The 13,727-nt window shown below is 64.6% G+C and carries 15 protein-coding genes and 1 tRNA gene; 8 read left to right on the forward strand and 8 right to left on the reverse strand.

Annotated features, from left to right (window positions below; translation table 11 throughout):
• The 3 genes from AB7C87_RS08015 to AB7C87_RS08025 form a co-directional block, all read right to left on the reverse strand.
• On the reverse strand, nucleotides 1-338 hold a 338-nt coding region (locus tag AB7C87_RS08015; protein ID WP_369728911.1), incomplete at its 3' end, for a hypothetical protein.
• Nucleotides 339-491: 153 nt separating this feature from the next.
• Nucleotides 492-710 (reverse strand): HalOD1 output domain-containing protein, encoded by a 219-nt coding sequence (locus AB7C87_RS08020; RefSeq protein ID WP_369728912.1) that lies wholly within the window; start codon nucleotides 708-710, stop codon nucleotides 492-494.
• Between the two features lie 825 nt (nucleotides 711-1,535).
• Nucleotides 1,536-3,422: a helicase C-terminal domain-containing protein gene (locus AB7C87_RS08025; RefSeq protein WP_369729324.1), complete on the reverse strand. Its 1,887-nt coding sequence runs from the start codon at nucleotides 3,420-3,422 to the stop codon at nucleotides 1,536-1,538.
• Between the two features lie 118 nt (nucleotides 3,423-3,540).
• Here AB7C87_RS08025 and AB7C87_RS08030 point away from each other — a divergent pair.
• Nucleotides 3,541-3,631: transfer RNA gene (locus AB7C87_RS08030), tRNA-OTHER, on the forward strand.
• Nucleotides 3,632-3,711: 80 nt separating this feature from the next.
• Here AB7C87_RS08030 and AB7C87_RS08035 read toward each other — a convergent pair.
• Complete coding sequence (locus AB7C87_RS08035; RefSeq protein ID WP_369728913.1) at nucleotides 3,712-3,957, reverse strand: DUF7561 family protein; 246 nt, start codon at nucleotides 3,955-3,957, stop codon at nucleotides 3,712-3,714.
• Between the two features lie 221 nt (nucleotides 3,958-4,178).
• Between AB7C87_RS08035 and AB7C87_RS08040 the strand changes: the two genes are divergently transcribed.
• A complete protein-coding gene (locus AB7C87_RS08040) occupies nucleotides 4,179-5,189 on the forward strand; it encodes a YkgJ family cysteine cluster protein (protein ID WP_369728914.1) in 1,011 nt (336 codons plus the stop codon).
• Between the two features lie 218 nt (nucleotides 5,190-5,407).
• Here AB7C87_RS08040 and AB7C87_RS08045 read toward each other — a convergent pair whose 3' ends face one another.
• Nucleotides 5,408-5,581 (reverse strand): DUF5786 family protein, encoded by a 174-nt coding sequence (locus tag AB7C87_RS08045; RefSeq protein ID WP_200840425.1) that lies wholly within the window; start codon nucleotides 5,579-5,581, stop codon nucleotides 5,408-5,410.
• A 131-nt stretch (nucleotides 5,582-5,712) separates the two neighbouring features.
• On the opposite strand from AB7C87_RS08045, the gene AB7C87_RS08050 reads away from it, so the two are divergent.
• Nucleotides 5,713-6,720 (forward strand): DUF5784 family protein, encoded by a 1,008-nt coding sequence (locus AB7C87_RS08050; RefSeq protein ID WP_369728915.1) that lies wholly within the window; start codon nucleotides 5,713-5,715, stop codon nucleotides 6,718-6,720.
• Between the two features lie 110 nt (nucleotides 6,721-6,830).
• Here the strand turns inward: AB7C87_RS08050 and AB7C87_RS08055 are convergent, their stop codons facing one another.
• Nucleotides 6,831-7,118: a DUF5789 family protein gene (locus AB7C87_RS08055; RefSeq protein WP_369728916.1), complete on the reverse strand. Its 288-nt coding sequence runs from the start codon at nucleotides 7,116-7,118 to the stop codon at nucleotides 6,831-6,833.
• Nucleotides 7,119-7,268: 150 nt separating this feature from the next.
• Here AB7C87_RS08055 and AB7C87_RS08060 point away from each other — a divergent pair, with 150 nt between their 5' ends.
• Nucleotides 7,269-8,048, forward strand: a complete 780-nt coding sequence (locus tag AB7C87_RS08060; protein WP_369728917.1) for a PHP domain-containing protein — start codon at nucleotides 7,269-7,271, stop codon at nucleotides 8,046-8,048.
• A gap of 56 nt (nucleotides 8,049-8,104) precedes the next feature.
• Nucleotides 8,105-8,269 (forward strand): DUF6757 family protein, encoded by a 165-nt coding sequence (locus AB7C87_RS08065; protein WP_165875282.1) that lies wholly within the window; start codon nucleotides 8,105-8,107, stop codon nucleotides 8,267-8,269.
• Nucleotides 8,270-8,374: 105 nt separating this feature from the next.
• Here AB7C87_RS08065 and AB7C87_RS08070 read toward each other — a convergent pair whose 3' ends face one another.
• Nucleotides 8,375-8,698, reverse strand: a complete 324-nt coding sequence (locus tag AB7C87_RS08070) for a 4Fe-4S dicluster domain-containing protein (protein ID WP_369728918.1) — start codon at nucleotides 8,696-8,698, stop codon at nucleotides 8,375-8,377.
• Between the two features lie 297 nt (nucleotides 8,699-8,995).
• On the opposite strand from AB7C87_RS08070, the gene AB7C87_RS08075 reads away from it, so the two are divergent.
• The gene (locus tag AB7C87_RS08075) at nucleotides 8,996-10,024 is read left to right on the forward strand and encodes an asparaginase (RefSeq protein ID WP_369728919.1); all 1,029 of its coding nucleotides are present in this window, start codon (nucleotides 8,996-8,998) and stop codon (nucleotides 10,022-10,024) included.
• A 115-nt stretch (nucleotides 10,025-10,139) separates the two neighbouring features.
• The gene (locus AB7C87_RS08080; RefSeq protein WP_369728920.1) at nucleotides 10,140-10,421 is read left to right on the forward strand and encodes a hypothetical protein; all 282 of its coding nucleotides are present in this window, start codon (nucleotides 10,140-10,142) and stop codon (nucleotides 10,419-10,421) included.
• Nucleotides 10,422-10,671: 250 nt separating this feature from the next.
• On the opposite strand, the gene AB7C87_RS08085 is transcribed toward AB7C87_RS08080, so the two are convergent.
• A complete protein-coding gene (locus AB7C87_RS08085) occupies nucleotides 10,672-12,186 on the reverse strand; it encodes a hypothetical protein (protein WP_369728921.1) in 1,515 nt (504 codons plus the stop codon).
• A gap of 113 nt (nucleotides 12,187-12,299) precedes the next feature.
• On the opposite strand from AB7C87_RS08085, the gene hemB reads away from it, so the two are divergent.
• On the forward strand, nucleotides 12,300-13,319 hold the full coding sequence (gene hemB / locus AB7C87_RS08090; protein WP_369728922.1) for a porphobilinogen synthase: 1,020 nt from the start codon (nucleotides 12,300-12,302) through the stop codon (nucleotides 13,317-13,319).
• The last annotated feature ends 408 nt before the right edge of the window (nucleotides 13,320-13,727 follow it).

The following is a 13,727-nucleotide window of genomic DNA, read 5'->3' on the forward strand; positions in this document are numbered from 1 at the left end:
CCACAACAGCTCGTCCTCGCCCGAAGAATTATCATGGCAAACGTGGTCTGTTCAGCCAGCAGAATTTCCATAGGTGAACGATCACTACCGGCGCAAACCGAGGTGAATCCCGTGCGACATTCGCGCTCTCTGTTCAGCACGACGCTACAAACATCACTCAAAGAAGAGGTGTTCACAGAGAAGTGTTTTTGTTCTGTGAGACCGGAGTCATCTTCAAAGAAGCTGTACTCGAGACGATACTGCTGGCGTTCAGCAACGTCTTTCCGAATCGGTTGCTCGTCTGATACGGATCGTTGTAGCGTTTTACCGGTTATCGCTGACCCGGTCAGAGCGATCACCGGTAAAGAATTACAACGGACCGTATGACCCACCCTCGAGCCGTCCCGAGAACACCCGGGCTTCGATTCGCGAAATGGGAACGATGTACCGGTGCGACTGCAGGACGTGTCGCGGTCACACCGGAACTGCCTGACGGCAGACCGTCCGCGTCGTCAGCGTTCCTCGTCGATCACCGCCACCTCGAGCGGGTCGGTATCGATCATGATCAGGTAGCCGGCGTACGCGAAGCGGACGGTGACGTCCGTGTTGGACTCGAGCACTGCCGTCAGCGCGCCGGGGTCGACGACCTCGTACAGCGGCGGCAACGTCGTAGGGCCGCGGCCCTCACGGGCCGCGACACGTGTGAGTACCGTGGAAATAGCTGGATGCATCGTGATCGTCGGGAAGCTGGATGATTCTCGCGGCGAACGTCGACTCACAATCGGGGCAGGTGACCGGCCCGTCGGTCGTCGTCGCGCGGAGGTCGGTTCCACAATCGCAGTGAATGGTTATTCTCGAGGCCATGGTTCGTTGTTCTCTGGGCCCCGACGCGACGGAACACAACCCAACAAACGAACCGGACGCAACGCTCCTGGTCCGAGGGGACGTCGGCACATCTTTATTTCGCCAACGTCAATGATGGATTGCTCCCGCGACGCGGGGGCGGTGTTACGAGCCGGAGTGGCATGCGTCCAACAAGCACTCCGGCTTAGCGCACTTTCGTGCGCATTCATTGGGTACGCAATCATCCGTAAAGAACGTTAGGATACTGACCGGTTGGGCCGATTGCGCCAGAGGCGAGAGACGTTCATCGCAGTGATCATCGCCGTCCTCATGGCGACGTTGCCGGCTTGTTCTACAGCGTGTCAGAGAATCGTTCACAGCGATCAAGAGAACGTGTACTGATCGGAGTATGTGGAGGAAAGAAGAGACGGAGCGTTCTGTTATCGTGGCAACGGGGAGTAGCCACGCCCTCCCCAGCCGATTCGCTCGGTCACTCCGTTCCCTCGCTCATCCCTCGCGCATGTCGGACTGCGGTTCGTCGGTGACTCACCGCAGTCCTGCGCGCGCCACCGAAACATCCTCACACGACAGCGCCCCGTGTGAATCGGTAGCATTCATCTCACTCCGCTCGAGAATCGGCGGCCGGTACTGGCCGTGCTGGCCGCTCGAACGTTACTGAGAGATTCTACCGACGCCGCTATTGCCAGCGACCGCTATCCGTCGGTGTCCCAGACGTCCGCCAGCGGACTCGAGCCCGAGGACCGCCGGGATCGACGCCGCGTTCGCCCGCCGTCACGACCGGCCGACGATCCCGAATCGCCCCCCGTTCCGTTCGCACTCCCCGCATTCGCGTTCCGTCCGGTACTTCGACCCCGTCCTCGAGTCGAGGACGTCCCTCCGAGCGCCGCTCGTGGCTCGAACTCGGGGAGGTCTGGCTGTTCCATCCGATCGACCTGTTCGGCGAACCAGTCGGGCATGTCCGTCCGCGCGCGCTCGAAGCAATCGACCAGGCTCGAGTCAGCGAGGTAGGTCGCGCCGTGGTCGTCCGGCGCGCGGATCACGCGGCCACAGGCCTGGATGACCGTCCGCAGCGCCGATCGGAAGTACCAGGCCCACTGGCCCTCCTCGAGACGGTGGGCGACGCGGGAGTCGCTGGTGTTCAAAAACGGCGCCTTGCAGATGACCTGGAACCGACAGAGGTCGCCTTTGAGATCGAGGGCTTCCTCCATCTTCACCGAGAGGAAGACGTCGGGCTCGTCGCTTGCTTTCCACTCCTCTAGGTCGGCGTCGCGGCCGTCGCGGTCGTGGGTCCGGACCCGGTCGCCGACGCCGAAATCCCGCAGGAGGTCGGCGAGTTGCTCCTGAATGTCGTAGGAGTGGGCGTGGACGAGCCCCTTCTCGTCGGGGTGGGCCTGCATGACCCGGACGATCGTGCGAGCGATCTTCGGGATCGTCTCCCCGCGGTGTTCGTAGGTCATCTTCCCCTGCGTGACGTCGTACAGCGGCCGGTTCTCGACGGGGAACGTGTGCCCGACGTCGACGAGGGCGACGGCCGACGGCTCGAGGCCGACCTGCCGACAGAACGCCTCCTTGTTCAGAATTGTCGCCGACAGCAGGGCGAACTTGTTGCCCCGATCCCAGACGGTGTGGGCGAGGTACTTCTCGGGGTTCATCGGCTTGATCGTCAGCGGGCCGCCCGTTTCGTCCTCGCCTTCTGGATCGTCGTCTTCGCTTCCATCGCCGTCCCGCCCTCGAGCGCTCTCGGCAGGCTCGGACTGGTCGACGAGCCACGTCGTTGGGCTCTTCGGGTCGCGAAAGTCGGAGACGAACCACTCGAGTTCGCCGATGAGTTCCTGGAGCCGGTCGCGTTCGCGGACCTCCGCGGGCGAGAGCGCCTCCTGGGCGAGCAGGTCGTCCTTCCGTCGAGTACAGGTCTGGGCGAGGTTCTCGGCGTAGCGCACCGCACGTTCGACGCGATCGACCTCGGGGACGCGAAGCTCGTCCCAGAACGGTACGGTGCGGGGGCCCAACTGGATCGTCGCGTACATTTCGGCCCACTCCGCGAGGCCGTGGGCCTCGTCGACCACGACGACGTCGCGTGTGCGAAAGACCTCGCTTCCCGCCGTCTGCATGAAGTACGCGAGCGTCATCGCCGCGATTTCCCGATTCGACGCGATCGCTCGGTCGGAAAAGTACGGGCACCGGTGTTTCACGGAGCAGTCGTAGCCGCGCTCGCGGACGCACGGAGCCTGGTTGACCGGCGTGTTCCGCTCCTCCGGCAGGATGCAGGTGTAGTTGGATTTCCCGCGGATGACGTTTAGATCCGAGAGCATGTCGTCGGCCGCCACGTCGTCTAACTGCGAGACCTGCGGGGTCGTGTAGTATGCCCCCGACGCCTCGCTCGGCTCGGCTTCCTCGACCGTTCGAGCACAGCCGGCGACGGCTCGAGCGAGCAGGGACTTGCCACTCCCCGTCGGCGCGCGCACGAGGACGACGTCGTTGCCGGCCGCGAAGGCGTCTCGAATGTCTCGGAGGGCCTGCTCCTGGTTCCCGCGGTAGCTCGGCGCGGGAAACGCCTCGAAGATCCGCTCGGGATTCACCGTTCGAGTCACGGCGCGGTCACACCCTAAAGGCTACGGACCGCCGCGATCGAAGGAGCCGGCTACCACGGGGTAGCCGGCCGATTACAAATACCGAATCGCGCCACAGATCTACTGCGGAAGGGTCGCTCAGCGGTAGAGCACCGCGGTGCCCTCCGGGTCCGCGGCGGCATCACCTGCCTCGTGGCGTTCGAATCCCACCCCTTCCGCTCCAGTGTCGTCTCCTGTCGTCCCCACTCCGTCCACCCCTGTCGTTCCCACTTCGTCCACCCCTGTCGTCCGCCGTGTCCTACTCCGTCCGAAGCCGAGAGGTCTCCTCGTCGACCTGCTCGAGTCGGTCGACGTCCGCGGCGGTCGGATCGTCCGGAATCGCCGCGATACAGGGATAACACAGCAGGTGTGACGTTCCGTCCTCGAACTCCAGTGTCATCGCGGTGCCGTCGCTGCCGTCGTCCTCGCCGAAGGTCCAGATGTTGGCGATACCGCCGGCGAGCGACACCGACCGGCCACAACCGTCACAGGAGTCCGTTGCCATACCCGGACGTCAGTTCCGAACGGTGAAAGTCGTTATCCCGCGAACGACCGATTCGGACGGACTGCTGTCAGACGATCTACTGTCCGTCGTTTCCGGAGCGATCCCGATTCGAGAACGGTGGCGTCGCGAAAAACCGGCGGCAGGGAAGCCCGGTCGTGGCATCTCCAACCGCCACGGGTGCCGGCCGATAGTATAAATCGATCGACGTGATAGCGACGACTATGGAGGTGAACTGCGAGGGCTGTGCGGGCTGTTGTCTCGACTGGCGACCGTTACTCGAGGAGGGGACGTACGACCGCGATCGCGGATCGATTCGCGACGGGGACGGCGATCAAGATCCGATCGACGACGATCCGACGTTCGTCGCGCTCACCCGCGAGACGGTGCGGACGTACCTCGAGCAGGGCGTCGCGGACGCCCTGACGCCACGCTTGTGGCACGCCAGAGACGAACGCGAGGGCGTCGAGATCGACGGCCGACAGGTCGCCGCGGTCGCCGGACGCCCGGTCTTCTTCGTCGGCCTCCGAAAGCCGCCAAAGCCCGTCGCGCCGTTCGATCTCGAGGAGCCGTCGTGGCTGGCGACCTGTGTCTTTCTCGATCCGACGACGCTCCAGTGTCGTGTCTACGGCGGCGAATTGTTTCCCGAGGAGTGTGGCGCCTATCCGGCACACACCCTCACGCTCGAGGCTCAGACGGAGTGTGAACGCGTCGAGGAAGCGTTCGGCGGCGACCGCCTGCTCGAGTCAGCCGTCGCGGAGGACCTCGACGGACTGTTACTCGGCGACACCGCGATCGGGGAGAAACTCTTCTGTCACCCGCGGCCGGCGGCCCTCGAGGGGGTCATCGATCGGCTGGCAGCGGGCGTGTCGACGACCGAGGACCGAGCGGAAGCGATCGCCGTCGCGGCCGCCTCGAGCCCCGGTACGGTCGCGATTTCGGAAAGCCACTACGATCGGGCGAAAGCGCGAGCGCTCGAAACGATGAGGGATGGAGTGGCGGACGAAGACGAGTCGGCGAGCGGAGGCGAACCTGGAGCCTCCGGCGACGGAGCGTCAGAGAATGGGTCGTGGGTCGGCCCCGCGATCGACGAGTGGCGACGGCGAGCGGAGGCCGACGGCACGGTTCCCGACCCCGAGGTCGCATCGGACATCGAAGACGGTCGTGGCGCACCGGCGACGCCGGGATGGGACACAGTCCGAGAGGAAAACCACCGTGGTGAAAAGCGACGGTGATCGATCGAATCACCGAGACTGTCCTCGAGCGATGTCGATGAAATCACAGTCGTGACAGCGATGTCAATCGGTCGAAGATATAGTAACAACTGAAACGATTTACACACCGATCGCCGATCAGTCTGGCGATCGGGTGTGCAATGACTTTCAGTGGCTACTATAGGTGCCGGACGCGTGGCTCACCGGAAAGGAAGCGACGAAAATCGGGGTCCGGACCACTACTCCGACTTGATCTCCTCGAACTTGTTCAAAAGCGCTTCCGCAGAGTCGCCGGAATCGTACTCGACCTGTCCGTGATAGATCGTCCGCTCGTCGTCGAAATCCGCGTCGACTCTCGAGGCCTGTTGTTCGCGGCGCTCGTGTTCGTCTTCGTCATAGGCACCCATTGACATGGTAAGCGTACACATTGTAGGGCGGTATCGCATATCAATGTAACGGTCGATCATATTTTGCCGACCGGTTCGAGGTGAACGCGGGTATCGTCCCTCGTAACACGTATCCCGACGTACGGCGTAGTACCCGTGTGGCACGGCCGCTTCGCTTTCGCTATTCGCCCACGGATTGGACCGAACAGCGGGTCCGACGGAAGATTCTACAGCCGTTGCGATCGAACATCGGCGCGCGTTCAACGGCGCCCGAGTTCGACATCGGCGGTGGGTGGGAGACGCATCGATTCGAGATGCAAAACGGGGACACCGCACTGTTTGCGCGGACGGACGGGGAGGCCTACTGGATGGGGAACACGGAGACGCCGTCTGCGCTGTGGAAGACCGACAAGTTCGGCTGGCGGGAGATTCCATACCGCGTCTCCCGGTGGACACAGCGAGAACTACTCGCGACGCTCCACGAGGAAGAGCCCTGGCTCGCGGACTATCCCTACATTTCGTGGTACTTTCTCCCTGTGTTCATGTCTAAAGACGGCCGCGAATCGACGCGAGCGTTCTTTCGCGAACACGCCGCCGGCTTCCCGGACGCCGGTCGACGGGAGACGACGCGATACTTCGAGTCGTTTCTCAAGACCGGGGTTCTCGACGAGTACAGACACGTCATGGCCGGAAAGCTGGGAACGAGCGATCACGTCGACCGGGTGCGGATGAGCGCCGCGATGGGCGAGTTCATCGCCGCGAAGATCCTGACCGACGCCGACTACGACGTCGTCCCCGAGATCGAGGTCACCACGGGTCACTCCCTCGACTTCCGCGCTCGAGACGCCGAGACGAACGTCCTCGTCGAGGTTACCCGCCCCCAGCCGCCGAAAAATCGCGCGGCCGCCGGCCCCGTCGCCGCCGTTCGCGACACCGCCGAGACGAAGGTCAACGGCCAGCTGGCCGAACACGGCGGCGGCGCAGTGTTGTTCGTCGACTGCTCGAGTTTCCGTGACGACGCCTGGAACGCCGTCCGCGGGGAACGACCGGACGTCCGCCACCGCCCTGCGGTGGTCTACCGCGCCCGACCCGACGGCCACGTCGAAGGCTATCGGAAGGGGTCGGTCCCGCTCGAACTCGAAGACGCGATCGACGTAGTAGACTAACGACCAACTGATCTCGAGATCCGACATACCGCTCTCCGCGGGAGATTTCACCGAACGCGAGCGTTGTCCGCGATCGGCCGGAAGCAGACCCGAGAAAAAACGTTCGTTCCTTAGAACGACACGGCGTCGGGCGTGTACGGACTGCCGACCGGAGTCGGATCGCGGTCGCTGTAGCCGACGCGGCCGATCGCCTTGTCGCTGACCGCGGAGTAGACGGCGAATCGAGCGTCTTCGGGTGACTGGAACGTCTCTGACTCGAGGCGGGTGAGTACCTCCTCGACCGTCTCGGTTCCGTTCGGGAGCTCGAGGACGCGGTCCCCGTGTTCCGCCATCAGTTCCTCGGTCGTTGCGGGATACTCGTAGTCGTCGATGACCTCGCCGGTGCCGTTGAGCAGCATTACACCTACATCTTGTGTGAACAATGATTATAAACATTGTCCATAAAGAATCCTAGCGGTTCGGAAGGGATTAGTTTCCTAGTATCCCCCTAGAGACCGGTTTCGATCGGGAGAGAAACCGCTATACCGGGGCCGACGCACAGGTGAGCTATGCCCTATGCCGACCTGCACGTCCACACGACTCGTTCGGACGGCAGTCTGGAACTCGAGGCGGTCCCCGCGGCGGCCCGACACGCCGGAGTGGACGTCGTCGCCGTAACCGACCACGACCGGGTACAGCCGTTCGACGAGCCACTGATAGAGCGCGAGGGGGTGACGATCGTCCACGGGATCGAACTCCGGGTCGAGGCCGACGACGGACAGCGTCTCGACCTGCTCGGCTACGGAGTCGAGCCGAGCGGAGCGGTCGCGGCGATGACCGAGCGGATCCAGTCGAACCGCAAAGAGCGCGGACGGGCGATCGTCGACTGCGTCGAGGACCGCCTCGGCGTCGATCTGGGTCTGACCGCGCGCGAGGGATTCGGCCGCCCGCACGTCGCGAGAGCGATCGACGACCATCCCGACGCCGACTACGACTATCAGGGCGCGTTCGACCACCTCATCGGATCGGAGTGTCCGTGTTTCGTCGCCCGCGAGATACCGTCGTTCGATCGCGGACGCGAGGTGCTCGCCGATGCGGCCGAACTCGTCTCGCTGGCGCATCCGCTTCGGTACGACGACCTCGAGGCGGCGCTCGTCCGAGCGGCGAAACTGGACGCCGTCGAACTGCACTACCCCTACGATCGCGAGGTCGATCTGGAGCCGATCGAGCGGACGATCGAGCGAAAGGGTCTGCTCGTGACCGGCGGATCAGACGCTCACGACGCCGAATTGGGACGAGCTGGCCTCTCGCGGGAGGAGTACGAACGACTCGGGTTGACCGAACGGTAGCGTCCGTTCTGACCGAGAGCGGAGGGTTCAATGTACACGAGTTCATACGGGGTGGTATGAACTGCCACTACTGCGACCGCACGGCCGCCTTCGCCGCCGAATCCGACGGCGTCAAGGTCGGCCTCTGCGAGGAACACTTCCGCGAGCGGTTGCAGGAACTCGCAGAGAGCGACGGACTCGAGACGCTCAAGGAGAAAGTCGACGTCGACCGCGCGGAGTAATACGGACTGTTGTCGCGGTTTACCGGTGATCGGTGGACCCGCTCGAGCGGTCACCAGTGTGAAACTCCAACGGTTCGTCTGCAGGCGCTTTTCGCCGTGTCGTTCCTACGCCGTACGGCCAGCGTCGACGTCGATCGCGTCGACCGGACAGACGTCGACACAGAGCATACAGTCGATACACTGGGCCTCGTGAGTCGGTTCGGCCTTGCGCTCGCTCTCGGGGTGGCCCGGCGTGTCGACCCACTCGAAGACGTCGACCGGGCAGTCCTCGAGACAGGCGCCGTCGGCGATACAGAGGTCGTAATCGACCGCGACGTGCGTCCCGCGGATGCCGAGTTCCTCGGGTTCGTCGACGGGTCCCCAGACGGCGAGGCCGTTTTCTTCGCCGACCTGCTCGCGGCTCTCGTGGAACTGTGGATCTATGGCCATTGCTAACAGAGACGAACGGGTGGCGCACACTTAAAAGTACGGACGGCTTTTAAACTCGAGCGAACGACGTCTCGAGCTAGGCCCTCCTAAATTCGGGTGAAACGGGCGTCTCCGTTCGGTATCGAGATTTTACCACATCGGGAGTTTATATACGAGGCATCTCCGATCGACGTCCCCGAGCGGATACTCGCCGAGGTCGACGATCGTCTCGGTCAGGTGTGAGACGAAACCGATCAACTGTGACGGAGCACCGATACCGCGGTTACTTACGATCTCGCGGAGACCTAGCCGAGCGAGATGACACGGGTCCGAATCCTCAGCACGGGCGGCACGATCGCGAGCACCGCCGACGGTACCGACGAGCCCGGAAAGACGCCCACGGTCACGGGCGAGGATCTCGTCGACGCCGTCCCCGAACTCGCCGACCACGCCGAGATTTCGGTGGAATCGGTCTGCCAGCGCTCTGGCTTTCAGATGGATGCCGAAAACGCCACGGCGATCGTCGACGCCGTCGAGAGGGCCAGCGACGTCGACGGGATCGTCGTCACGCACGGCACCGACACGATGGCCGAGTCGGCCTACTACGTCGACGTCGTCGCCGAGCGCGACCTCCCGGTCGTCTTCACCGGGGCACAGCGGCCGTTCGACCAGCTCGGCACCGACGGCCCGTCGAACCTCGAACTGGCGGTTCGGACCGCCGTCGACGAGCGCTTTCGCGACGCCGGCGGCTCGTATCTCGCGTTCAACGACACGGTTCACGCCGCCCGCTGGGTCGTCAAGTCCCACACGAGCAAACTCGAGACGTTCAGCTCGCCCGGCGCGGGACCGATCACGGAGCGAACGCCGGCGGGGCTTCGACTCCTGGGCGAGCCGGGCCGGTACTCGAGTCCGATCCCCGGCGCGCGTCTCGACCCCGGTGTCCGCGTCGAGATCGTGACGAACGCGCTTGGCGTCGGCGGACGGCAGGTCGAACGCGCGTTAGAGGAGACGGGGAGAGGTGACGGTCTCGACGGCGTCGTCGTCGCCGGAACCGGGCTCGGAAATACGACCGGTGAACTCGGGTCCGCCCTCGAGGCGGCACTCGCGGACGACGTTCCCGTGGTGCTCACGTCCCGCTGTTACGAGGGCGAGACCGCCGGGTTGTACGGCGGCCCCGGCGGCGGGGAAACGCTCCGCGCGGCGGGCGCGATCGGCGGCGGCGACCTCCCTCCCTGGAAGGCGCGCATTCGTACCGTTCTCGCGATCGCCGACGGGGAGTCGGCGTCGGCGATCGAGCGCGTCAGGGCGGCCTTCGAGGACGTGGATCCGTTCGAACGGTCGCCGTAACGGTCGGTTTTGGACGTCATCGACGACGGCCGGCAGGAGTGGCTACGTATACAGCGGCGGCGGTCCCAGAGCAGACGACCGGAACCTACACGACGATCCCAGTCGTTCGTCCGATATGACACGAACCGTCGACGAGCTCCGAAACGAGATCCGACTCGCCGTGGGCAGATACGAGCGCATCGAGTCGACCGCGTTTACGAAAGAATCACTCGCCGCGATCTGCGAGGCCGTCGGCTACGAGATCGAGACGAACCCGCTCCCGCCGAAGCCGGAGATGCGTGCGGGTATCCTCTCGGCGATCGGCGAACTGGACGCCGATTCAGACGACGCCGACCGTCCGTTCCGAAAGGCCGAACTCGAGGCGATCGAAGCGGTGCTTCGAGAGGACGCCCAGTAGCCGTCGGTGACAGGCGAACCGGACGAACTGTTGCCGGCCAGTTCCGGGACGATCACGGTCAGCCCGGTACGAGACGACGACGACGGATAGCCGACGAGCCGACAGAACCATCGACTGGTCGCCAACGAACCACCGACGGACCCTCGACAAACCGCCAACGAACCACCGACGGACCCTCGACGAACCGCCAACGAACCGCCGACTGACTGCCGATGAACCACCGACGGACCGGTGACCGACCGGTAATCGCTCACTCCTCCTCGAGTGAGCCGGACGCTTCGAAGGCGTCGCCGTCGTAGGCGAACGTCCGGCGCTCGCCTTCCTCGTAGTCGAACCGGCGAAGCGCGGTTCCGCGATCGGTCTCGACCACGACGCGTTCGACGCCGTCCTCGAACAGCGGGAGCGAGTTTCGGAGCGTGCGGAAGGGGCGCCGCGGGAGCTGTTCCGCGATGAGTCGGTCGTCGACGGCGGTCTCGTCCGCATCGGCTGGGCCGGGTTCGGACTCGAGTCGGGAGACGGTGACCGTCGCCGGCCGCCGGGCGTCCTCGTAGTTCGGCAGTCGGACGACGAGCCGATCACCCTCGTCGTCGATCGCGACGTCGTCTTCGGGTTCGACTGCGAGTTCCGGTGCCTCGAGGTCGAACTGTGTCGCGTGCGTCTCCGAGCCCGCGCTGTAGCCGACCGTGTAGGCGTAGCGGCCGCCGCCGAGGTGGCCGACCGTCCGACTCCCCCGCCGGTCGACCGGGTCGCCGTCGTAGAGGAACAGTTCCGACTCGTCGACGTTGCCCGGCTGGACCGAACTCAGCGGGAGCGGGAACTCCCAGGGATCGACCGCAAACCACCGGTCGTCGACGAGTTTGTACAGCCGCCAGTAGTAGGGGTTGCCCGACAGCGACTCGCAGCCGTGGTTGACGAGGTCGAACTCGACTTTCGCTGGGGTCGTGACCGATTCCGCGCTCGGCTCGAGAAACACCGGCGTCTCCGGGGTCGCATCGTGGTACCACCGGACGTCGTCGTCGGGTTCCGGAAACGACGGGGGGCCCTCGCCGTCGAACGCCGAGTCGCCGTCGGGTCCGGGTTCGTCGGTCGGCCAGCAGACGATTTCGAACGACTCCTCGCGCCGGACGAACGCGTACCGGTCGGCCTCGATCGGCGGCCTGTCGTACTGGTGGTGGCCCAGCAGGTAGTGCTCGCCGACGACCTCCTCCTCCGCCTCGAGCGTGAGCCGGTCGGGAAACCAGTCGTCGCCGACGTCCTCGAGTCGCCACCGGCCGTCGTCGTCGCGGTAGTAGCCCGATTCCGTCTCTGCGAGTGGATGGTCCGCCGCGGGCGCGAGATAGACGGAGTCGTTGTCCTCGGTTCGCCCCGTCGTCGGATCGTCGAGGATCAGCAGCCGGCGCGGCTGGAACGTCTGTTCGTACGGTCGATCGTTCCTGACGGTCGAGACGAGCGTCGCGGGCGAGTCCGCGGTCGCCGGCTCGGTGAACTCGAGGCGAGCCGAGAGGCCGTCGTCGGTCGAGACGCGACCGCCGACGACGGTGGCGGTGAGCGGGGCCGTCTCGAAGTCGACGATCGACGGCTCGTCGAACGGGAACGCGCTCTTGCTCGAGTCGGCCTCCGCGTCCTCGTCCGTCGTCGACTCCCCCGGGTCGTCGACCTGAAACGGAGGGCGTTCGGCTTCGGCGTCGGGGTCCTCGAGGGCGGTACAGCCGGCGAGGAGGGCGCTTCCGGCGAGGGCGGTCGCGAGAAAGCGACGACGTTGCATATCAGAGACGACTCGAGGAATCCGTATAAGCTTCCGGTTAGGTGAACAATTCGTTTTACCCGAAGATCGGCCGCGAACGCACCGCTTTTGGACGGCCCGTGAGTAGTGCTCGTATGAACCTCACACACCGCCCCCGCCGCCTTCGGCGCGACGGCGTTCGCGGCCTCGTCAGCGAGACGAGCCTCGAGCCGAGCGATCTCATCGCCCCCGTCTTCGTCGACGCGACGACGGACGAACGGATCCCCATCGAGTCGATGCCCGGCCACGAGCGCGTGCCGGTCGACGAATCGGTCGCCCGCGTCGAGGAAGTCCTCGAGACCGGCGTCGAGGCGGTGATGCTCTTTGGCATCCCGGAATCGAAGGACTCGGAGGGGACGCGGGCCTGGGTCGACGACGGCGTCGTCCAGGAGGCCACGCGCCGGATCACCGACGAGACCGACGCCTACGTCGTCACGGACGTCTGTCTCTGTGAGTACACCGACCACGGCCACTGCGGGCCGCTCGAGGAGGAGTTGCGAGGTGAAGCGGACCACGAACATGGCCCCACCTGCGAGCACGATCCGGCGCTGACCGTCGACAACGACGCCACCCTCGAGTCGCTCGAGCGGATCGCGGTTTCTCACGCGGAGGCGGGCGCACACATGGTCGCACCGAGCGGGATGATGGACGGGATGGTCGCCGCGATCCGGAACGGCCTCGACGACGCGGGCTACCAGGAGGTGCCGATCATGAGCTACGCCGCGAAGTACGAGAGCGCCTTCTACGGCCCGTTCCGGGACGCCGCCGACGGCGCGCCGAGCTTCGGGAACCGACGCCACTACCAGATGGATCCCGCGAACGCCCGCGAGGCGCTGCGCGAGGTCCGCCTCGACGCCGAGCAGGGTGCCGACGTGATGATGGTCAAACCCGCCCTCCCCTACCTCGACATCGTGAGCGCGATACGGCGAGAGTTTGACCACCCCGTCGCCGCGTACAACGTCTCCGGCGAGTACGCCATGCTCCACGCCGCCGCCGAGAAGGGCTGGCTCGAGTTAGAGGAGGTCGCACACGAGTCGCTGTTGTCGATCAAGCGGGCCGGTGCGGATCTCATTCTCACCTACTTCGCCGAGGACGTCGCCGAACGACTCGACTGAGTCGGGTCGAGTTCGATCGTTTCTGACGAGCGTCCATCCGGCGTCCGCCTCGGCGTTCGAACGGCAACATCTGCCGCGCGCGAGCCGTCTCGGCGCGAATACGCGCAGAATGGGAGGTCGAACGGCAATATTCACCGACCGCCGACCGGTTCGGCCGTCTACGAACGTCCAATATATAGCCACAGTATAGAAAGACCGAAAGATGCTCGATCCTTATACACATTATATCCACTCTAGATTTTCACGTCTTCACCTATTACGGCCAATTTTTCGACGTTAACCAACGCTAAGCCTTATATATAACAGGTCCATGCCAGTCAAACGTGATTCAGAACACGAACCACCCCATTATCGGGGAAAGCATGGACGTTTGTCAAGCAATATGCGGTGATTCGAACGTATCGATGG

It is taken from the genome of Natrarchaeobius versutus, assembly GCF_041205745.1.
GTDB lineage: Archaea > Halobacteriota > Halobacteria > Halobacteriales > Natrialbaceae > Natrarchaeobius > Natrarchaeobius versutus.